This is a genomic window from Ekhidna sp., assembly GCF_965221965.1.
GTDB lineage: Bacteria > Bacteroidota > Bacteroidia > Cytophagales > Cyclobacteriaceae > Ekhidna.
Genome location: NZ_OZ244926.1, coordinates 753,831 through 774,155, shown reverse-complemented (window position 1 = coordinate 774,155; position 20,325 = coordinate 753,831). Strand labels below are relative to the sequence as shown.

At 43.1% G+C, this 20,325-nt stretch carries 14 protein-coding genes; 6 read left to right on the top strand and 8 right to left on the bottom strand.

Annotation, left to right across the window (positions count from 1 at the left end; genetic code table 11):
* The first annotated feature begins 12 nt into the window (after window positions 1–12).
* The gene (locus tag ACOQON_RS03855; RefSeq protein WP_349564294.1) at window positions 13–168 is read left to right on the top strand and encodes a hypothetical protein; all 156 of its coding nucleotides are present in this window, start codon (window positions 13–15) and stop codon (window positions 166–168) included.
* Here ACOQON_RS03855 and ACOQON_RS03850 read toward each other — a convergent pair.
* Genes ACOQON_RS03850 through ACOQON_RS03835 form a run of 4 tightly spaced genes read right to left on the bottom strand, consistent with a single transcriptional unit; the run spans window position 165 to window position 9,058 of the window.
* Entirely contained in the window at window positions 165–2,933 is a 2,769-nt protein-coding gene (locus ACOQON_RS03850; RefSeq protein ID WP_420577606.1) for a FlgD immunoglobulin-like domain containing protein, read from the bottom strand. The two genes, ACOQON_RS03855 and ACOQON_RS03850, sit on opposite strands and share 4 nt — an antisense overlap.
* Window position 2,934: 1 nt before the next feature.
* The gene (locus ACOQON_RS03845; protein WP_420577605.1) at window positions 2,935–3,288 is read right to left on the bottom strand and encodes a carboxypeptidase regulatory-like domain-containing protein; all 354 of its coding nucleotides are present in this window, start codon (window positions 3,286–3,288) and stop codon (window positions 2,935–2,937) included.
* A gap of 16 nt (window positions 3,289–3,304) precedes the next feature.
* On the bottom strand, window positions 3,305–3,895 hold the full coding sequence (locus tag ACOQON_RS03840; RefSeq protein WP_420577604.1) for a hypothetical protein: 591 nt from the start codon (window positions 3,893–3,895) through the stop codon (window positions 3,305–3,307).
* Window positions 3,896–9,058 (bottom strand): PKD domain-containing protein, encoded by a 5,163-nt coding sequence (locus ACOQON_RS03835; protein ID WP_420577603.1) that lies wholly within the window; start codon window positions 9,056–9,058, stop codon window positions 3,896–3,898.
* Between the two features lie 226 nt (window positions 9,059–9,284).
* On the opposite strand from ACOQON_RS03835, the gene ACOQON_RS03830 reads away from it, so the two are divergent.
* Complete coding sequence (locus ACOQON_RS03830; protein WP_420577602.1) at window positions 9,285–10,313, top strand: type IX secretion system membrane protein PorP/SprF; 1,029 nt, start codon at window positions 9,285–9,287, stop codon at window positions 10,311–10,313.
* 26 nt (window positions 10,314–10,339) lie between these two features.
* Window positions 10,340–11,572, top strand: coding sequence for a M48 family metallopeptidase (locus ACOQON_RS03825; RefSeq protein WP_420577601.1), 1,233 nt, complete (start codon window positions 10,340–10,342; stop codon window positions 11,570–11,572).
* A gap of 2 nt (window positions 11,573–11,574) precedes the next feature.
* On the opposite strand, the gene ACOQON_RS03820 is transcribed toward ACOQON_RS03825, so the two are convergent.
* A complete protein-coding gene (locus ACOQON_RS03820) occupies window positions 11,575–12,642 on the bottom strand; it encodes an NAD(P)H-dependent glycerol-3-phosphate dehydrogenase (RefSeq protein ID WP_420577600.1) in 1,068 nt (355 codons plus the stop codon).
* The gene (locus tag ACOQON_RS03815; RefSeq protein ID WP_420577599.1) at window positions 12,620–14,293 is read right to left on the bottom strand and encodes a 1-acyl-sn-glycerol-3-phosphate acyltransferase; all 1,674 of its coding nucleotides are present in this window, start codon (window positions 14,291–14,293) and stop codon (window positions 12,620–12,622) included. The genes ACOQON_RS03820 and ACOQON_RS03815 overlap by 23 nt, the downstream gene beginning before the upstream one ends.
* A gap of 164 nt (window positions 14,294–14,457) precedes the next feature.
* Here ACOQON_RS03815 and ACOQON_RS03810 point away from each other — a divergent pair, with 164 nt between their 5' ends.
* Window positions 14,458–15,432, top strand: coding sequence for a polyprenyl synthetase family protein (locus tag ACOQON_RS03810; RefSeq protein ID WP_420577598.1), 975 nt, complete (start codon window positions 14,458–14,460; stop codon window positions 15,430–15,432).
* On the opposite strand, the gene ACOQON_RS03805 is transcribed toward ACOQON_RS03810, so the two are convergent.
* Window positions 15,433–16,173, bottom strand: a complete 741-nt coding sequence (locus tag ACOQON_RS03805) for a tryptophan-rich sensory protein (RefSeq protein ID WP_420577597.1) — start codon at window positions 16,171–16,173, stop codon at window positions 15,433–15,435. It abuts the gene before it with no gap.
* Window positions 16,174–16,250: 77 nt separating this feature from the next.
* On the opposite strand from ACOQON_RS03805, the gene ACOQON_RS03800 reads away from it, so the two are divergent.
* Window positions 16,251–16,985: a sulfite exporter TauE/SafE family protein gene (locus ACOQON_RS03800; protein WP_420577596.1), complete on the top strand. Its 735-nt coding sequence runs from the start codon at window positions 16,251–16,253 to the stop codon at window positions 16,983–16,985.
* A 35-nt stretch (window positions 16,986–17,020) separates the two neighbouring features.
* Entirely contained in the window at window positions 17,021–18,208 is a 1,188-nt protein-coding gene (locus tag ACOQON_RS03795) for a phosphoglycerate kinase (RefSeq protein WP_420577595.1), read from the top strand.
* 97 nt (window positions 18,209–18,305) lie between these two features.
* Here the strand turns inward: ACOQON_RS03795 and ACOQON_RS03790 are convergent, their stop codons facing one another.
* Window positions 18,306–20,192 carry a RecQ family ATP-dependent DNA helicase gene (locus ACOQON_RS03790; RefSeq protein ID WP_420577594.1) on the bottom strand — a complete coding sequence of 629 codons (1,887 nt, stop codon included), beginning with the start codon at window positions 20,190–20,192 and terminating at the stop codon, window positions 18,306–18,308.
* Between the last annotated feature and the right edge of the window lie 133 nt (window positions 20,193–20,325).

Here is a 20,325-nt window from a genome sequence, read left to right as displayed (position 1 = left end):
AAAACCTATACCATGACAAAAAGCACAAGAAATACGTTACGAATTGCCTCGTTCATTTTGGCTATCCTTATCATCTTAATGGACCTGGGAGTAATACCTAATATTATTAATTATCACTTCTGGGTGATGGTCATAGCCTATTTTCTACTGGTGTTGAGTCTGCGCTAGCGACGAAGAATCAGACGACCAGTTTTGGATTGCCCCCTGTACCTTATGCGGTAGAAGTAAATTCCGTTTGATAAAGGAAAACCAGAGGGAGTTGTGCCATCCCATGTCACCGAGTTGGTCCCGGCATACTGTGGCCCCCATAGAATAGTATTGACCAAAGCACCTCCTGAAGTCAGAATATCGATCCGCACTTCCCCATCTTCAGGGACAGAGTATTGAATATTGGTGTGCTCCTCAAATGGATTTGGGTATGACGCTAGTAGCTGAAAATCTTCTCCTTCATTCGGAGCTATCTCTATTGGTTTGAAATCGCTCACATTTGTGGCAAAAACGCCATTTCCATGTGAGGCAATAACCAATCGACCATCACTTGGCCTGTAGTCCATCATTGGGATGATTGAACTACCAATCAGATCAGGTGACTCTTTGATCCATGTAGTTGTTTCACTAAGGCTTTCTGATGAATAAAGTCCAATGCTGGTTCCTAAAAACACCTGGTAACCCGTGTTCTTAGGAACGATCTCAGCCCATCGGATGCTAGGACCACTTCCGGTACCATCAGGGTTCTCTTCCAGGTTGCCGCTGACGTTTACAAATGTTTCTCCACCGTCCTTACTCTCAAAAATGGATGGCACATTGTAGCTGGAGAATACTGCAACAATATGATCCGAATTCTCAGGGTTGACCGCTATACTGGATACATAGCCATTTGTCAATGAATCCAACTGAGTTACATTAAAGTTCAGCGGATTATCCGCATTATCAACTCGAAATAATTCTCCTCCACCACTTCCGAAATAAACTTTTTTTCCATCCAGGGATATTTCCACTGCACTAATCAACCCACTTTCCACCGGTCCCTTTGTCACCTTGCTCCAGCCCAGATTCGCGGGTGTCTGTGAGCCTCCCGGAACCTGACTTATATTCGGATGGTAGTAGAGATGGTTTCCACCTGCACAAAACATCCGGTTTTCATTCATTGGATCGAGTACAAAAGGATTGACAAACAAATACAATGATCCGGAAGCCTCCACCAAACCACCGGGATCAACCCGACCAAACGAGGTAATCCCAAACTCATCATTAAGTGTAAGTCTTAGTGTCTGTCCTCGCTGAAATGAGGCGAACCACAATTTATTTTCTCTGGTAGTTGCCGAGTAACCGCCATCACCGCCAATAACTCCATTCCAGGAAAGGTTACCATTTGGAGACAAATCTGTGCCATTGTCCTGCATTCCCCCAATGATTGTAGGATCTCCCTGCATTTTTGACTGGGCAATGGTAAAGAACTGCGAGGTGACAAAACCATTGTTTCTGCTTTCCCATTTCACTGAATCCACGGTGATATCATCACTGCGAATCAATCCTCCATCACTTGCAGAAAGTGCTATATCTGCATTACCTGGGAGAAACAGCAGATCATGTTGATCCGGATGGTGGTTTTCATACGGTTTAGTCTCCCCGCCGGGATCATATCCTCCTATCCAATCAATATGCTCTATTGTTCTAAAAGCATCCGTAGATCGATAGAGATTGGTTGCACCTACAAAAACCATGTCCGGGTCTTCCGGATGCACTCGTATCATCATATTGTAAGAACCCTGGGTATCAATATTACCCAGCTCTTCTTCAAAATCCGGAACCTCACGAGGTGTTGGATCAAAACCATTGATTCGAGTTTGACTATTTACAAGTGAAAGTCGATGCTCCAGAATAAAAACCGGGTTTGTATCAACCATGAAAAAGGTAATATCCGGATCAGAAGGGCTCGACCCAATCACAATTCTACGATACTGAGACTCATCTTTGAATGGAGTAATTTCCTCCCAGTCCTGTCCATCGATTGAATAATAAATCCCGGCTTCTGGAGATCTCTGATCTGTTGGAGATTCAGTAGAAAGTGTGGCGTAAAACACATTGTATCCTGATCGTTCGATTGATGTATAGAAGGAGGCGTTACTTTCATTCAAGTCCACAGACTCATCAAGACCAAATAACTGCTGACCAACCTCCACTTCCCAGCTGTTTCCTCCATCCGTTGACCTCAAAATCCCTCCAAATGCAGCGACCAATACCTCATCTTCCACCAGGTTTGTTGGGTTTATTTCAATGTCCCAGACATATTGAAACTGACTATTGAATACATGAGGATCTGAATCCTGGGTAGATAAAATCGGGCTCCATGTTTCACCATTATCAGTAGATTTATAAATCCCATCTCCACGAAAAGGAGCACCACCTCCACGAGCAGAATTACCAACAATCTCACCTGTACCATGATACCAGGTGTCTTCTTTTCCAGGACGAGTGTCCTGAACAATACATGTTACACTGTTTCTATTCTCAGGATTGGATTTTCGTGCCCATGTCACTCCTCCGTCCGTGCTTTTCCAAACTCCGCCCGACACGCCACCGGCAAGAATTATGTCTTCGTTACGAATATCAAGGGCTACTGCACGAGTCCTCCCTCCTACATTTATGGGTCCAATAGATTCATAATCTAACTGATTGGTGCGAATGCCGGATGTTTGTTGCCTTAAACGCCGATCAAACTGCAGTTCAGCGTTTCTGATATTCAAAGGAACCTGACCGGTGGAAGGATCTGCAGTCAGCATACGCTGATACTCCAGTCTACCCATCAAATCTTCCTTGCCCTCGATCTCGGAGGGAGCATCTCTTAAATCAATGAAATAATTTGGAGAAAAATAAAAAATCGAATCTCCGACAAGAATACCAAAAAGGAGAACGAAAAAGAGCCTTTTCAACTTACTCGATAACTGTATTTACCTTGTTGATTTTTCCTTCTGCCAACTCCCCAGTCTTCACTCCCTCACCGTTATTATTCATGTCTTCGAATTTGGCTTCAACGAAATAGGCCATTGGCTTTACGTCTTTGAAAGTAACACGGCCCTTTTTGTCTGTCTTCAAGGTGGCCACAGCATTTTCACTTGCGAGATAGTCCTTTTCTGTTTCATAAATAGATACCGAAGCACCTTCAACAAAATTTCCGAGACCGTCGATCACAGTGATTCTAAGCTTGGTTGGGAGTAGCTGGGCGTCTGCCTCATTAAATACAGATGATCCCAAAAACAATAGCGTGATTAATGCAATTACTCTCATAATATTTAATGTTTTTCTAGTTATTCAATGTAAAAATATGCTTAGCTAAATCCTCAAAAGATTGAGCTTCCTTAAACTTTCGATCCGGATACGAATTAGCGATCAATTTGATGCGTGTTGGTTCATCATTTTCTTCAATATATTCAATCTGCACATTACCAAATTTCTGATCTATTGGTTCGACAAATCCTCGTTTTGGCTTCAAATAGTGCATCTCCTTTAGCTCCACCACATCGCCTTTTTCCTGCATCGTATGCCTGCTGACCACCAGTCTATAATCCAGCATTTTAACCTGATCAGCAAGGTAATCAAACAAATAACGATAGTTGTTTTTTCCGTACCTGGCTTCATAACTAATGGCAAAACCATTACTGTAAGTAGATTCCAATAACAATATCTGTGGGTCTTTATCTAACCCCTTCTTGCTCCAAGAATAAGACTGCCACAGGTCGTTGAGAAATTCTGCACATATATCGGAAGTCTTCCACGTATTAAACCGATCCAGAAAAGACTGACTCCTTTTGATGATTTCGTGAACCAACACCTTAGTAGAGGTAGCCTCGGACTTCCCAAACAGCCGATTATATATGTAATCAAAGTAACTCATCTATCTAATAAGTGTAACAGAGCCATATTGTTCGATGGTTCCAAGATCGGGTGCCAACGAGCTGGAAAACTTCATGATGTAAGCATAAGTTCCAGGGGGTAGCAATTTCCCTTTGTAAATACCATTCCATCTAAAATCCTGATTGTTGGATGTAAAAACCAGCTCTCCCCATCTGGTGTAAATGAGGATTTCGAATGTATCCACATAGTCATTTGGAAAAACAAAAAACTCATCATTTACACCATTCGCATTTGGCGAGAACGCATTCGGCGCAAAAATGACCGGACGACAATCTTCCACCACCTCAACTCTATCAGTGATACATGTAAAGCCGTTATAGATCGTCACCTCATACGTTCCGGCCGTTGAAACATTCAGCACCTGGTTAGTAGAAATAATGGCATCATCCGGAAGCAATCGCCACTCATAGGTATTAAAAATTCCCGGATCGAGATCCACTGTTGGGTCATTAGGGTCCGCAGTACAGTAAGCTGCTCTCTCTGGCAAAATCAAATCTTCCGGATTGATCGGCACAACGGCCACATCCAATGCATCTGTAGCTACACAGGTACCGGATTCATTGGTAGCAACAACGGTATATCTGCCTGATGAGGTCACAGTTAGAATGGAATCTGTTTCTGACAAGACAGTTCCATTCGGATCCCTCCACTCGTATGTAACCGAAGGATTGTAATAGTTTGTTGTAGCAATGGCTAAAACGTTCCCATTGTTATTGCAATCGGGCTCCAATGACATTACAACCTCAAACTCCGGTTGAATCTCCACATTCGTATTTCCCGAGGTGACTTCACATCCAGTGAATTGATCAGTGACGGTTACATTGTAAGTTCCCGAGGTAGTCACCGTTCGCTGCATGGCCTGGCCTCCGTCATTCCAATTATAGATGTAGCTTCCACTTCCGTTGGTCACGTTCGCAACAAGTGTTACCTGCCCCTCGCATGGATCACCATTTACCACCACGTCCACAACCGGATCACCATTGAAGTTTACCTGAATATCTTCCTGTCTATCACATCTTCCTGCTTGCGTAGCTGTCACGGTATATACCCCAGCTTGATCAACCGTAATTGATGGGCCTGTATTTGGTGGAATTATGCCCGGTCCAGTCCAAGAGTAGCTTGCCCCAGAAATATCAGTTACTAAAATAGTACCTTGACTTCCACATATTTCCTGTATTGCATCGAAAGTAAAATCTGGTTCTGGATCCGGATTGATTGTGATCTGCTCTGTTTCTATACAGTTTGGCGGGGTATTGTCAGTCACCTGAACGAAGAATGTCCCTGTGTTTAAGCCTGATATCACCAAAGGGTCAATTGCATCTGTTCCACTAGCCACGATTACACCGTTTTGATTTTGAACCTCATAATCATAACCTGCAGCTGGTAGAGCAGGAGTAGTACCTGAAATAGTTAATTCTACAGTTCCATCACAATTCCCTCCTGTGTCATTAACCACCATATTAAAGCTACCAGGATCTTCTACCTGAACAATCTCATTGTAATCACATCCTGAGACCAGATTGGTCACAGTCAGGTTATAATTACCAGGTGGTAGAGCCGTAATCGTGGGGGCAGCACCCGGTCCATCAAAATTTGCAGGGCCAAAAACAGATGGTCCAGTTAGCTCATAGGAGAAGCTACCTGCCGTATTAAAATTGATATCTATCGTTCCATCATCATTCCCACACCCGGTTGTCTGATTTGGAGTTACGGTTACATCAGGTTCTTCCAAAATCGTGACCTGCACCGTATCTCGTCCAACACAACCAAAAGAGTTTGTCACCTCTACGGTGTATTCAAAAACACCTGCCGTGGTTGTGTCAATATCAAACGTGCGGTTTGTTCCTAAGACAACTCCATCAATCGCCCAGGAGTAAGTAGCTCTTGCCACCTGTGCATCCAGCGTTTGAGTGGGGTCATTCTGACAAAGGGTTCGATCTCCTCCCAGATCAACATCTGGTCTGGCATCTGCCATAAATACCTGAAGTGTATCCGATGTACACCCTGTTACTGTATTGATAATCGCCACCTCGATGATAGCAGGCTCGAAAACGGTAATTTCCCTGGTAGTCTGACCCGTACTCCAGTAGTATGCAAAGTTGGGGTTATTCGTTGGCCAGGCTGTCAACACGATCGGTTGATCACAAAGTGCAGTGTCTGTGGGTACCGTTGGATTTTCAGGAATATTATTAATGGTGATCGTCTGAGTCAAAGTAGTGTCCACATCACAACGATTGCTCAGAACCAATTGCACCGTATAAGTACCCGGATTATTATAGGTGTGAGTGGTGTCTTGCACGGCAGCAGAAGTTCCATCTCCAAAAATCCAGAGATAATTTTCAATGGAGTTATTTGGATCTCTTCCAACACCGGAAAAAACAGATTCCTGACCAGCACAACCTGCCGTTACAGTCATGCTTGGTTCCTGCAGTGGAGGTGATTGATTTTGAGCGAAATTTGGCAAACCCAGACGACTCGTTCTTCCCGAAAGATCAAACCCTGTGGCATTAAAGCTTGCTCCCGCATCATCTCCATCAGGTGCATTGATGGTCCCTAAAGTACCTGAGTTATCAACTGCCATATAAATAGTACCATCCGGTCCCAATTGTAATGCTCCATAATCAGCTCCTTGAGGATAACCATCAAATTTGGTAGCCTCAATGTCTCCCACCGGATCAGCCGAATTTAAACTATCAAGATCATACTGAATAAGCTTAGATGTGCCCGAAGAAGTGGTTAAATACAGTTTTAATCCACCCGGAGAAAATTCCATCCCATAAAGATCATTCTCACCGGTATCAATCAATCGGGGATTGGAAACCTCACCCTGATCTATATCCAGAATTTCAACTTGATTGGTGCCCGGGATATTCACAGCAATTTGATTGAGTGTGGGAGAAATTTTCATGTATCCTGTCGCGCTTAGCTCCTGCATAAAATCGTGCACTTCTCCGGAAGGTGAGAAAATAGCTCCGCTTAAACCCGCGGGACTCGTTCGATATCCGCGGAATGTATTATTGCCAAACTCATGCGCCATAATAAGGTCGTTTCCGGTAAAGCCGGAACCCGTTATCCGCTCCGTACTATTGTCCATAAGCTTGATGTTTTTTACGATCACCTTACCACGCGCTTCATCTTCTTTCATATCCACTATAGAGTATCTCAAGGCATACTCATCATCGCCATAGACCTGCTCGGTGGTGAAGATGTAAAACATGGTTTGATCGTCCCCAAACGGCATAATCAATGAGTTTTGTGCGGATCGCTCGTCACCACCTATCGTATCTCCATTGACCATTACATCGTGTTCTTTATTCCATACGGTATATCCATTTGTGTAGAACAGAAGATCTCCGTTTACATCTGAAATTGTCGCACAGCCTTCCAGGGCATCCTGCTGGTTGCCATCCAGAATGGCGATTGGCCCATTGGTAAACTCAATACCAGCCTGCTCACCAAAATACCATTGATTGGATGTTTGTTGAACTATTCCATATTCCAGCACTTCGATATCGTCAAAGCCAGTACATCCGGACGCATCGGTAACCTCGACCCAATAGGTACCCGTTGTATCCACGTCTATTGTCTGGGTAGTTGCTCCTGTGCTCCAAACAAACGATTGTCCAGATCCTGCATCTAGGGTCAAAATTTCATCCACACAAATAGTGGTATCATTTCCCAAATCCACCATTAATGGATTGGTTAGAATCTCAACTGGTTGGGTAATTGTTTGAGTGATGCCATTTACTTCTGCTGTTAAACTGACCATGTATCCGCCAGCAGCCTGATACGTGTAGTTAGGAATCCAGCCATTACTACCTCCCCCATCTCCAAAATCCCAAATCAGGTTATTTGGCACAGGTTCTACCACTGGAAAGAATTTAGTCACATTGGTTTCACAGCTATCAATCCAATAGAAATTGAGCGTATCAAACGTAAAATTGTATCCGGGAGTAAACTCAGGAAACTGCCTGGAATTGAAATCGTCAGGAAATACGGTAGCTTGGTATTGCACTGAATCTGCAATACTATCAGGACGGTTAATACGTCCCAGATTAAAAGCCGCGCCATTGGTTGACTGATATAGGTGGTAAATACGGTTGTCAGGTGCTCTCTTCAACCCATAGCTCCTGAAAATCGGTGCAGGCAAAATCGGATTGATTGTTTCCGTAGAGTCGTTGAAATCCAGCTGATATAACTGTCCGGTCGTACCACTACTCCCAAACCTTGAGATATAAATCTTCGAGCCATCGGGAGACCACTCCACATCATATATGGACTCACCTGCATCATCATTGAAGCCTGTTCCTGTCAGTGTCCGATCAAAAGTTGGTACTCCTGTCGCAGGATCAAAATCCATCAACCACAGGTTTCTGTTTGTCCGACGAGGAGCCATAACCAATTGAGATGAATCGACATTAAAAGCAAAATGAGCAGCTTCAAAGCCCGGGGTGGAGCCTCCAGTAAAATTGTAATTATTCGTTGCTCCAATCCCTCCTCCATCAATCTGTGTGACCTGTATTTCAAATGTGGTTCTGTTTTGAGAGACCAGCCAAAAGAGTTCTCCATCACCAGAAGGAATAATCAGCATTCCCTCTGACGGATTTGTTAGTGCGGTGGGCAAGGATTGATCAGTTACAGTAACATCTCCATATGGAAACTGGGCCGAACCATTTCCATTTAAAGCGGCATCCACAATGGTATATTGAATTTCATTGGGAGCCGCTGTACCAGAATTGGTGAACAAGTAATATTGTCCCGGATTATTCGTGACCGGGCAGGTCACCACAGGTACATTGATTGATGAATTTCCTGACAGGCCTGCTCCTCCCGGAAGAATGGTATGGGAGACATCATAAACATCTACCCCGTCCGTGTAGAAAAGTAGATTGCCTGTAAACTGATCGGTTATCGTTACTGCACCTGCATTCCCAAAAGGGGTAGCCTGATCGGCTTGTAAATAGACATCTCTTCCATTTCTGTCAAACACCAGATTTTCCGCTGAGTTTCCAAAGTACCACCTCGTCTCTGTGACATCCTGAGCAACAAGCGTTACAGAAAAGAAAAAAAACAGGACAGGAAGAAATACCCTGCTAATAGCAGAGTTATAAGGGAAATGAATCATGAAAATGTCCTTGCTCATACACAACACTTCGTAAAAATACTTTTAACCCGAATATTTCGGGGCTTAATCCTGAATAATGTAAGCAACTTTGAATAATGACGAGGCATATTCCATTAGCTGATTGTAACTGTTTAAAATTTCAACGCACCAATCGTCGTTACATTACCTACGTAAGTCAACAAATCTTGAGCCGAATTGTATTAATTGTTATAATTTGCTCAACGATTTTAATCATACATTCTGCATGATCCGAAAGGTATTTATCATTCTTGTCATTTTCGGTACGTTCTGTCAGGAAAACACTTTGCAGGCGCAAGACCCTCAATTTTCTCAGTACTATGCAGCCCCTCTCTACCTCAACCCCGGACTTGTGGGAATCAATCAGAAGGGAAGAATGGGAATTAACTACCGAACTCAGTGGCCCAATCTGGATGCAAATTTTGAGACCTTTTCCGCCTACTTCGATTACCATTTTGAAGACTATTATAGCAGCGCAGGATTGATCTTCACCAGGGATCGCGAGGGAATCGCCGGGTTGAATTCCACCTCTATCGGGTTGCTATATGCCTATCAGGTGCAGCTCAACTATGAATGGACATTTCGTCCAGGTGTGCAGGCTTCCTACTATTTCAGGGACCTGAATTTTGATAAGCTGACGTTTGGGGATCAGTTTGACAATACCGGTCAGGTTAGACCTGTAACAGGTGAAACATTCAACACCGGTTTGAATGCACGATTTTTTGACCTGGCGTTTGGCGGAGTGCTTTACAACCCTGATTTATGGATTGGGGCTTCTATGCATCATGTACTGGAGCCAAATCAAAGCATTGCTGGTGGGGACGCTCCACTTCCAAGAAAATTTTCAATCCATGGGGGCTATCGAATTCCATTAAACCCGCGCACCACAAAAACCGGAATTGGAGAACGAAGCATTACGCCAAGTTTCAACTATCGAACACAAGGTGATTTTGATCAGCTGGATGTAGGAGCATATTTCACTATCAACCCAATACTGGTGGGACTTTGGTATAGAGGGTTACCGATCAAAAACACAGACGGTGTAGTAAACAATGAATCATTGATCTTTATGATCGGCATGCAGACTAACAGAACCACTTTCGGATACAGCTTCGATTACACCCTTTCCGATTTAGGTATTGGAACCGGAGGTGCCCATGAAATCAGTATCGCGTACTCCTTCAGCCTGGGAGATCCGCTAAAGCCTGCCGCCGACGTAAGAAGGTTGAAGTGCCCGATTCCGTTTATTTTTTAGTCGCATAGTCACTTACTTTTGCAGCTATGACTGAACAAACCATCTTCACCATTCTATTGGTGATTATCACATTTGATTTTGCGCTGGAGCGAATCCTGAGCTTCCTTAATAGAAAAAGTGCTAAAAAACCAATCCCAAAGGAATTAGAAGGTATATATGACAAAGACAGATATGCCAAGTCTCAAGCCTATCAGGCAGAGATATCAAGGTTCAGCACCTTCTCTGCTACATTCAGTTTTGTAATCTTAATCCTCGCTATCTACAATGGATGGTTTGGGATGCTGGATCAGTGGATCCGAACTTTCTCACCTTTAAGTCTGGTATCACCATTGATTTTCTTCGGCATTCTTTTTATTGTTTCTGATATTATCAATACGCCGTTTTCGATCTATCGGAATTTTGTCATTGAAGCAAAGTATGGCTTCAACAAGATGACGGCAAAAACCTTCATTCTGGACAAAATCAAAGGGTATATTCTCACCACCATCTTTGGTGGACTGCTTTTAGGTGTACTTATCTATTTCGTAAACGCAATCGGTAGCGACTTCTGGTATTATTTCTGGGCAGTGATGACCGCATTTGTATTGTTTGCCAATTTCTTCTACACCTCACTAATCCTGCCTCTTTTCAACAAACTGACACCTATGGAAGATGGTGAGCTGAAGTCCTCTATTCAGAACTACTGTGACAAGGTGAACTTTCCTTTAAAAAACATTTTCATCATGGATGGGTCTAAAAGGTCGAGTAAGGGTAATGCTTTTTTCAGTGGACTTGGAAGAAAAAAGAAGGTGGTGCTTTTCGATACGTTGGTGGAAAAACATTCCATCCCTGAGCTAACTGCAGTGTTTGCTCATGAGGTAGGTCACTACAAAAAGAAACACATCTTGTTTACCACAATTTTCAGTATTGGCCTGATGGGTTTTATGCTTTTCCTGTTTTCAAGAATGGCTTACAATGCAGAAGTGAGCTGGGCGATGGGTGGTCAGACTTCTGCACTTCATCTAAACTTGTTAGCCTTCGGAATTTTATACTCCCCTATTTCAACGATTTTGGGGATTATCGGGAATGTGATTTCAAGGAAAAATGAGTATGAAGCGGATGCATATGCGAAAGAAACTTATGACTCAACGCCTCTGGTCACTGGATTGAAGAAAATGACTGCTGATCATTTATCAAACCTAACTCCACACCCGGCGTATGTTTTTGTTCACTACTCACACCCTCCGCTCAAAGAACGAGTGAAGGCGCTGGAAGCCTGAGATTATTTCGTTTCCAGGAAATCAATTTCTGCTCTAAATGGAAAGTTCATCAAGTAGCTATGAGCTTCCTGAATGGTCATCTGATCATGAATGATTTTGTAAAGTGTTTCTGTGATCGGGCACCTAACCTTATAGGATTCGGCAAGCTCATTTACAATATTAATGGTCTTCACACCTTCAGCAACTTCATCCATAGACTCGATGATTTGATCCAGCACCTCACCTTGCGCCAGGCGATATCCAACAGTGAAGTTTCGACTTAAATTGGAGGTGCAGGTAGCAATTAGATCACCGACTCCTGCTAAGCCAAGGAAAGCTTGCGCATTGCCGCCCAGTGCTTTTCCTATATACACCATTTCCACAAGTCCACGACTAATAAACAATGACTTGGCATTTTCTCCAAGGTTCATTCCCGCGATAGTACCTGCGCCCACAGCAATAATGTTTTTTAGAATACCACAAAGCTCTATCCCAATCAAATCGCGACTGCCGTAAATCATAAATCGATCATTTTTCAACAGACGCTGACCTATTCTCACTACCTCGTCGAAATGGGAAGCCACTACTGTGGCAGCCGGTTTCCGTTGATCCAGCTCACGAGCCAGATTTGGTCCTGCCAGACACCCGACTCGCAACACAGAGGTCTCCTCCTTAATAACCTCAGAAATGGTTTTTACATGCTCGCGGGTTAGCGGGTTATTTGCTGATATTTTCTGTTTTTTGGGGACATACAAATCAAAGCCTTTGGTTCCATGAATGAGCACATGATAAGGCCTGAGATGTGGTGCCAGCTTCATGATCATATCCCTAAAATTGGCCGATGGCACCATGGGAAAGATAACCTCACATCGCTGAGGCACCTCCTCCAGATTGTTCGTTACCTCAATATTTTCATATAGCTTCTGGCCTGAGCTAATGCGCTCCTTTGCTATTTTCCTCGTTTTTTCAGGATCACGCACATACAGAATCACATCCGCATCATTCTCTGCCAGTATATTAGCGATAGCTGTTCCAAAGCTGCCCGCTCCAATTACACCAACAACCTCTCTAGATGTATTTTTCGAGCCCATAGCCATTCATTCGGTTGTGGTAATAGTACAAAGTGTTCGTATCCTGCACGATAATTTTGTCGCCTTTTTTAATGAGAGGTCGCTGATCATGATATAAACCAACATTCTGCAGTCCATGTTCGATTGCATTTGTCGCTCGCTTTTTCATATGATCAGCCATATCTACCTGTCCTTTCTTGTGGATTTTTTCCAACTTGGTTCGCAGCTTTTTAAAGTTAGCCTTGAACTCCTCGTAATCAAGTATTAAATCTTCATCCGGTAACCTCAGTACGCTGTAAAGATCCAGCTTAGGATTCCTACGCTCCAGCATTTTGAAAGCAGTAAACGCCACCAGGTGACTGGCAAACACACGGTTATACTTGTGATACTCCTCTATGATTCTCTTAGACAAAACACGGACATATTCTTTTTCACGCTGAGCATCGAAAGTTATTTTCTGATCACGCAAAAAGTAATCTCTCACGTTGATTGGATTCCCGTTCTTATCGAAACTGTTGCCCGCATCATCTACATAATTCCCTAAAATATCCATGCCGCGACCAACATTAACCGAGATATCAGAGCCTTTCGCAAAAAACTTAAACATGAATGTGCCTAGTTTGTAGGAGGTCGAAAACTCATCTGCCTCCACATAGTATCGTTCCCTTCCTGTTCTTTTCAGATGATCCCGAATTAATGAGGGTGCTTCTAAAGTGAAATGATAATTGATAACTACAGGGACAATGAACACCTTCCTCACTTCATCGGAATCCTTAGTGCTTTGATACAGCTCTCGTTGTGCTTCTATGGCGGTACCCAGAAGCCCTGTTCGTAAACTGGTTTCAATCTCTCCGGATCGTGATCGCGTGCCACCGGGGAAAAACAGCGAATGGCAACCACGCTTTATCGCGTTCCTGGAATATGTTTTCAGCGTCTCCAGGTAAATAGGGTTTTTCTTTCTTCGATCCACCTTATAGGCCCCCAAACTATTCATGAAGTACGCTAAAATCTTAATGTTAAAAAGGTTGAGTCCAGCTCCATAAATAAAAGGCGGGAGACCGAGATATTGGATCGCCCACCCGATCAGGATAGAATCAAGGTTGCTAAAGTGAGTAGGAACCATTACGACGGTTCCTTTTTTTGCCAGCGATCGAATGTGTTCTGTTTCTCCAATCACATGAATTTTGTCATCCAAATCCAGCTGTCGGCTAAAAAGTGACAGCAAGCCCTTTACGCGTGCAGCGTTAAGAAGACGAGCAAATCCGAACGTTATAAATCGTTGGGCAAACTGATACGCGGATTTTTTGAAATTTCCGGCAATTTCCTGCGTATATCGTTTAATTATTTCGTTTAAAAGTTCCTTCTCAAGCGCTATGGCTTTCTCTTTCTCATCAGGATTAATATCCAGCAATCGGGCTTGCATGTTTTTCCAGTAAACACGCTCATCTGGTGGGTCCACTCGCCAGGGGTTTGCTTTCATTCGCAGCTTCTCACGATGGATGGTTGTTTCGATTTCTTCCCGAAGAGATCCACCTTTTCCTTCCAAAAGACTATCGTACGTTTCGGAAGTCACTTCATCAATAAACTCCTTACGATCCCTGGACAACTTAATTATTGGCCATTCGCTTTTATTAGGAATAATTTCCGGATACCTGACTTTCTTTCTGCGCATTAACCTCAATTAGAAATTGGCGGAAAGATAGGGGCTAAGAAGAAAACAATTGATCGATTGTCTTGAAAGGTTACTATTAAACAATTTGAATTAACATCTTTTTTTAAATGTAATGAGCAGGAATAATTACCTAAAGCTTTAACATCTGTAATATTGCACCCGAAATGCCTCTAAAACTTAAAGACATACAAGCGCCTGTATCCTATGAAATGGAGGAATTTGAAAAGAAATTCCGCCAGTCCATGAAAAGCAAAGTGATGCTATTGGACAAAATCACCGGATACATCGTCCGGAGAAAAGGAAAACAGATGAGACCGCTCTTTGTCTTTTTGAGTGCAGGTGCAACCGGAAAGATTTCAGAAGCCACCTATCGTGGGGCATCACTTATCGAATTACTCCATACTGCTACGTTGGTCCACGATGATGTTGTAGATGACGCAAACGAACGACGAGGATTCTTTTCAATCAATGCCCTGTGGAAAAATAAGATTGCAGTGCTTGTGGGAGACTTCCTGCTCTCAAGAGGGTTAATCCTGTCCATGGAAAACGGTGATTATGATTTACTTAGAATCACCACTGAAGCAGTGAAAGAGATGAGTGAGGGTGAGCTACTTCAGATGGAGAAAGCTCGCAAACTCAACATCAATGAAGAGGTTTATTATGAGGTGATTCGTCAAAAAACCGCCAGTTTAATCACCTCCTGTTGTAGGGTAGGAGCAGCATCAGCAGGTGCGAATGAGGAAACGATCCAGAAAATGGGGGAGTTTGGTTTAGCAGTAGGTATGGCCTTTCAGATCAAGGACGACCTATTTGATTATGGCACTTTTGAAATCGGGAAGCCTCGTGGAATTGATATTAAGGAGAAAAAGATGACCCTTCCTTTGATCTACGCGCTCAATCAATCATCAAAGCTGGAACGAAGACGAATTAAAAAACTGGTAAAAAGAGCTGAAAGCAAACCCAAACTTGTTCACGATGTGATTGATTTCGTCAAGGCTTCCGGAGGTATTGAGTATGCGATCTCAGTGATGGAAGACTACCACCAAAAGGCAAAGGACATCCTGAGAACACTACCTGAATCAGATTATCGGAACTCGCTGGAAGATTTGGTTCAATTCACCATTGAACGCACAAAATAGCTACTTGAACAGGACACTTCTTATCCCCTCAATAATCAAAATCACCAATACTAAGATCATCACAGCAGCAGCCGCTCCCGCCACCTCTGGCGTACCGGCTTGTCGTTCTGTAATCCCCCAGGCCGCCCAGGCCACTACCCCTCCAAAAATCGGGTCGCGGTAGCGAATGACCATCACTGTTGCGATCGCTCCGGCTAACGCCAGCTCTACAAACACCCACACTGTTTTTGTCATGATCCAGTTTTCCATTCCGATGACAGATTGCTCTACGCTGATGTTTGCTAATGTGGCTACTGTAATCCATCCGAAATACAGGCTGAATGGTACTTTCATAAAAAGTCGATCACGAAATCCTGCGACCTTTCCAGGTAAAATGTGTCTATAAATTCCAATGAGGGAAGATAAAATAACCACCATCAAAATGAGCGCCAGGGTTATCAACTCATAATGCCATGCAAAAATCCACAACGTATTCGCTGCGCAATTAACGACAAAGTGTCTATTGATTCGATCGAATACTTTATTTTCCCTATTTCTTGGCAAGTATTGGTAAATAACATAAGCAATGAGAAAAAGATAAATCACTCCCCAAATTGAAAAGGTGAAGCCGGCCGGAGTAAAAAGCGTTGGGTATGCTTCGGATACCTCCCCAGTGGTTCTGCCTCCTAATGGAAGATAATTGGCCAGGAAATTAACAATCAGGGTTACGGCCAAGGCGAGAAGTGGAACAGTACGATTCATAAATTTCATTTGCTTCCAAACTCCTAAAGAAGCATAAAGTTATGAGCATCCGCTATCTTCATAGCAAATATCTGCTAATGAAAGTAAGTTTTATCTTTCTCGTGTTAGCGCTAATGGCTGAAATTATAGGTACGATTGGCGGATTTGGCTCCTCTGTTTTTTTTGTTCCAATTGCTAATTTCTATTTCGACTTTTATTCGGTTTTGGGTCTTACAGCCATTTTCCACCTCTCCAGCAACCTCAGTAAAATCTTCCTTTTCAAAAAAGGACTCAATAGATTTCTGCTTCTTTATATTGGTCTTCCATCTGTCCTGTTTGTAATTATTGGAGGTGTACTCTCCAAACTTGTTGAAGGATCGATGTTGGAAATTTCACTAGGCATTTTTCTGGTTGTTTTAAGCTTAGTCTTTCTAATCCGAAAGAAGCTTGTAATATCCCCTAATAAGCAAAATTCAATGATTGGTGGATCCCTCTCCGGATTTACAGCAGGGCTTCTGGGTACCGGCGGAGCTATTCGGGGATTGACAATGGCTGCCTTTAACCTTGAAAAATCCGTCTTTATAGCTACTTCCGCCTTTATTGACTTCATGATTGACTTTACTCGTACAGTAGTCTATTATCAAAACGGCTATATCCACACTCACGATTTGGTTTATGTGCCATTCCTGTTAGTTATTGGTTTAGTTGGTACGTTTATAGGAAAAAGAATTCTTGTTTACATCCCTCAGGAGAAATTCAAGCGTATTGCATTGATTCTTATTTTGTTAATCGGCTTGGTTACCCTTGGCAAATTCCTATTACGTTTTCAATAAGGTGGCTATGTTTGCGGTCTCAAAATAAATACCGCATGAAAACCATTCAGGATTACGATTTTAAAGGAAAAAAAGCATTGATTAGAGTGGACTTTAATGTCCCGCTAAATGATCAAATGGAAGTCACCGATGAAACACGAATCAACGCGGCTATTCCAACGATTAAAAAAATTCTGAATGATGGCGGATCATGCATCTTAATGTCCCATCTGGGGCGACCAAAAAATGGGCCAGAGGATAAATTTTCTCTTCGTCACATCGTACCAAACCTGGGTAAAAAACTTGGAGTACCGATAAAGTTTGCTAATGATTGTATTGGGCAATCGGCCATAGAAGGATCGCGATCGTTAAAGGGTGGTGAAGTATTGCTTCTTGAGAATGTTCGCTTTTACAAAGAAGAAACTGCTGGGGATGAGGATTTCGCACAAAAGCTGGCTAACCTTGGAGACATCTATGTGAATGATGCCTTTGGGACTGCCCACAGAGCTCATGCCTCTACTACTGTTGCCGCTAAGTTCTTCGATGAAAAGTGCTGTGGAAATGTAATGCAGGCAGAGCTGGAGAATGCTAAGAAAGTGCTTAGCAACGCTGAAGAGCCATTTACTGCAATCATGGGTGGAGCCAAAATCTCCGATAAGATCATGATCATCGAGCAGCTACTAGATAAGGTAGATCACCTGATCATCGGTGGTGGTATGAGTTACACCTTCTTCAAAGCAATGGGTGGGCAAATCGGAAACTCTTTGGTAGAAGAAGACAAGTTGGGCCTAGCTAAGGAGTTGATTTCAAAGGCTAAGGAAAAAGGCGTGGATTTACAGTTGCCAAAAGATTCAATTGTGGCTGATGATTTTAATAACAACGCCAACACCCAAACAGCTGATAACTATGCTATTCCTGAAGGTTTCATGGGACTTGATATTGGTCCTGAGTCTCGTGAAGTATTCGCTAAGATCATTGAAAACTCGAAAACCATCCTTTGGAACGGACCCATGGGCGTATTCGAGATGAGCAACTTTGCACAAGGCACTAATACCATTGCAAAAGCCGTGGTAAAAGCAACTGAAAATGGCGGCTTCTCTCTCATCGGTGGTGGAGATTCAGCTTCAGCTGTCAATAACCTCGGGTACGGAGAAAAAGTCTCATATGTTTCTACCGGAGGGGGTGCATTGCTCGAATACATGGAAGGGAAAACGCTTCCCGGGGTAGCTGCATTGGAAGAGTGATTAATTAAACCTCAATCCCTCCCTCGAGGGAGGTCAGGTGGGTGACTTCAAGTTAATTCAGAAAATTCACCCCCTATCCCCCTCAAGGGGGAATCAGCTATGTTAGAGAGAATTTTCCCTCACTCTCCACTACCTTCTTGTCATCAATAAGAATTCGTAATGCCTCCATGATCTGATCCTGGGTGTAGCTGGCCATGAGTGCACGTAGCTCAGACATATTTCGTGGAGACTCCAATGTTTCCTCTACCTTCTCAATCGGTATTTCACTGGCTTTGAGTTGCTTCTTTTTCTCCAGGTCATTATCACAAATGCCACAGGTGATGGTGGTTTCCTCATCAAAGTATCGCTGAAAAATCTGGGTGCGACATTCAGTTGACTTCATATAGTCGATAACTGCATTTGCTTTTTCCAGCGCCAGTTTCCTTCTCCATTCGATTTGCTTCGCATCAATAGGTAATTTTTCTGCATCCACCCTAGGGGTGAGAAAAGTGATAGTCGCTGAGTCCATCGCCCGCTGATAATCTACGACCTCACTTTCATGCAAAAACTTCAGCCACTTTCTCACCTGAACCTTATCCGTTTTCAAAAGAGATCCAATATCCTTTTCCTTGATTTTGGCATACCCGACAAAAACCTCACCTCCGTACAAACGGAGCAGTGTTTTGATCGCTGGGTCCAGTTTTGGATTCGCAATCTGGAACTTATAGGTTTCACTTTTATCCAGCAGAAAGGTCAGCTTGGAATGCTCATAAAAACCTTCTGTCATCTGAATCAGTCCTTCATCCGTTAATTTCTTGAGAGCGGAATAGGTTTCAACAACCGGTAAATTGTACGTATTGATGAACTGCTCGTAATTGAATGGAAAACTGGAAAGCGCATGACTACCAATCGCCATTTTGAAAAAGTTTGCCAATGCCTGGTACGTCCGCTTGATCTGATCCAAAGACACAATAGAGCGGTTTGTTCTGTCCTTAAGCTGATCCACATCCTGATTGTGATAAAGAGCTACAGCATAGGCTTTCTTTCCATCCCTTCCTGCGCGTCCAGCCTCTTGATAATACGCCTCCAATGAGTCCGGTAAATCCATGTGAATGACCGTGCGCACATCTGGTTTATCAATCCCCATTCCAAACGCATTAGTCGCAACCATCACGCGAATTTTGTTGTTGATCCAGGCCGTTTGTTTTTCTGATCGATCCAGTCCGGTGAGACCTGCATGGTAGAAGTCAGCAGAAATATTATTTCGTCTGAGCATGTCCGCAATTTCCTTTGTTCGCTTCCTGCTCCTCACATACACCACTGAGGTTCCCGGTACATTTCCAAGAATCTCCAAAAGCTTACCTTCTTTATTTTCCAGCCGGAATGCTGAATACGACAGGTTGGCTCGTGCAAAACTCTTCTGAAAGACTCTCACATCTTTCATCTCCAGCTTTTCAGCAATATCCTGCTTTACCTCTTTGGTAGCTGTGGCTGTCAATGCAATCAGTCGCTCTGCTTCTACCTCCTTTTTGAATTCAGCAATTTCCAAGTATGGTGGCCGAAAGTCATAGCCCCACTGTGAAATACAATGCGCTTCATCAATAGCCAAGAGGCAGATGTTCATCTGTTTGGCACGCTCGATGAATATTTCTGTTTTAAGTCGCTCCGGAGAAACATAAAGAAACTTAAAATCACCATAGATGCAGTTGTCCAATGAAATATCAATCTCCCTCCGACTCATCCCGGAATAAATAGCGGCTGCCCGAATGCCTCTTTTTTGTAGCTGATCTACCTGATCTTTCATCAGCGAGATGAGCGGAGACACAACGATACAAATCCCTTCCATCGCCATCGCGGGCACCTGAAAGCAAATGGATTTACCTCCTCCTGTTGGAAGAAGCGCAAGCGTATCATTTCCATCCAGCACAGACTGGATAATATCTTCCTGCATCACGCGGAAGGAATTGTATCCCCAGTATTGTTTTAGGATTTCGGATGGATTCATTAATGACGAAATTAAAAGCTCTAAAGCAATATCCCCGCATCGCTTTGATCATGTTTTATCGTTATCAACAAATAGATGCTGTCAATTTTGATAATTATCATTAATGAAAATGAATTATTGTTTTTTAATAATT

Bases quoted from the DNA above. Each gene is read 5' to 3' on its own strand.
- ACOQON_RS03855 (WP_349564294.1), top strand. From the start codon at position 13: ATGACAAAAAGCACAAGAAATACGTTACGAATTGCCTCGTTCATTTTG.
- ACOQON_RS03845 (WP_420577605.1), bottom strand. From the start codon at position 3,288: ATGAGAGTAATTGCATTAATCACGCTATTGTTTTTGGGATCATCTGTA.
- ACOQON_RS03840 (WP_420577604.1), bottom strand. From the start codon at position 3,895: ATGAGTTACTTTGATTACATATATAATCGGCTGTTTGGGAAGTCCGAG.
- ACOQON_RS03835 (WP_420577603.1), bottom strand. From the start codon at position 9,058: ATGAGCAAGGACATTTTCATGATTCATTTCCCTTATAACTCTGCTATT.
- ACOQON_RS03830 (WP_420577602.1), top strand. From the start codon at position 9,285: ATGATCCGAAAGGTATTTATCATTCTTGTCATTTTCGGTACGTTCTGT.
- ACOQON_RS03825 (WP_420577601.1), top strand. From the start codon at position 10,340: ATGACTGAACAAACCATCTTCACCATTCTATTGGTGATTATCACATTT.
- ACOQON_RS03820 (WP_420577600.1), bottom strand. From the start codon at position 12,642: ATGGGCTCGAAAAATACATCTAGAGAGGTTGTTGGTGTAATTGGAGCG.
- ACOQON_RS03815 (WP_420577599.1), bottom strand. From the start codon at position 14,293: ATGCGCAGAAAGAAAGTCAGGTATCCGGAAATTATTCCTAATAAAAGC.
- ACOQON_RS03810 (WP_420577598.1), top strand. From the start codon at position 14,458: ATGCCTCTAAAACTTAAAGACATACAAGCGCCTGTATCCTATGAAATG.
- ACOQON_RS03805 (WP_420577597.1), bottom strand. From the start codon at position 16,173: ATGAATCGTACTGTTCCACTTCTCGCCTTGGCCGTAACCCTGATTGTT.
- ACOQON_RS03800 (WP_420577596.1), top strand. From the start codon at position 16,251: ATGAAAGTAAGTTTTATCTTTCTCGTGTTAGCGCTAATGGCTGAAATT.
- ACOQON_RS03795 (WP_420577595.1), top strand. From the start codon at position 17,021: ATGAAAACCATTCAGGATTACGATTTTAAAGGAAAAAAAGCATTGATT.
- ACOQON_RS03790 (WP_420577594.1), bottom strand. From the start codon at position 20,192: ATGAATCCATCCGAAATCCTAAAACAATACTGGGGATACAATTCCTTC.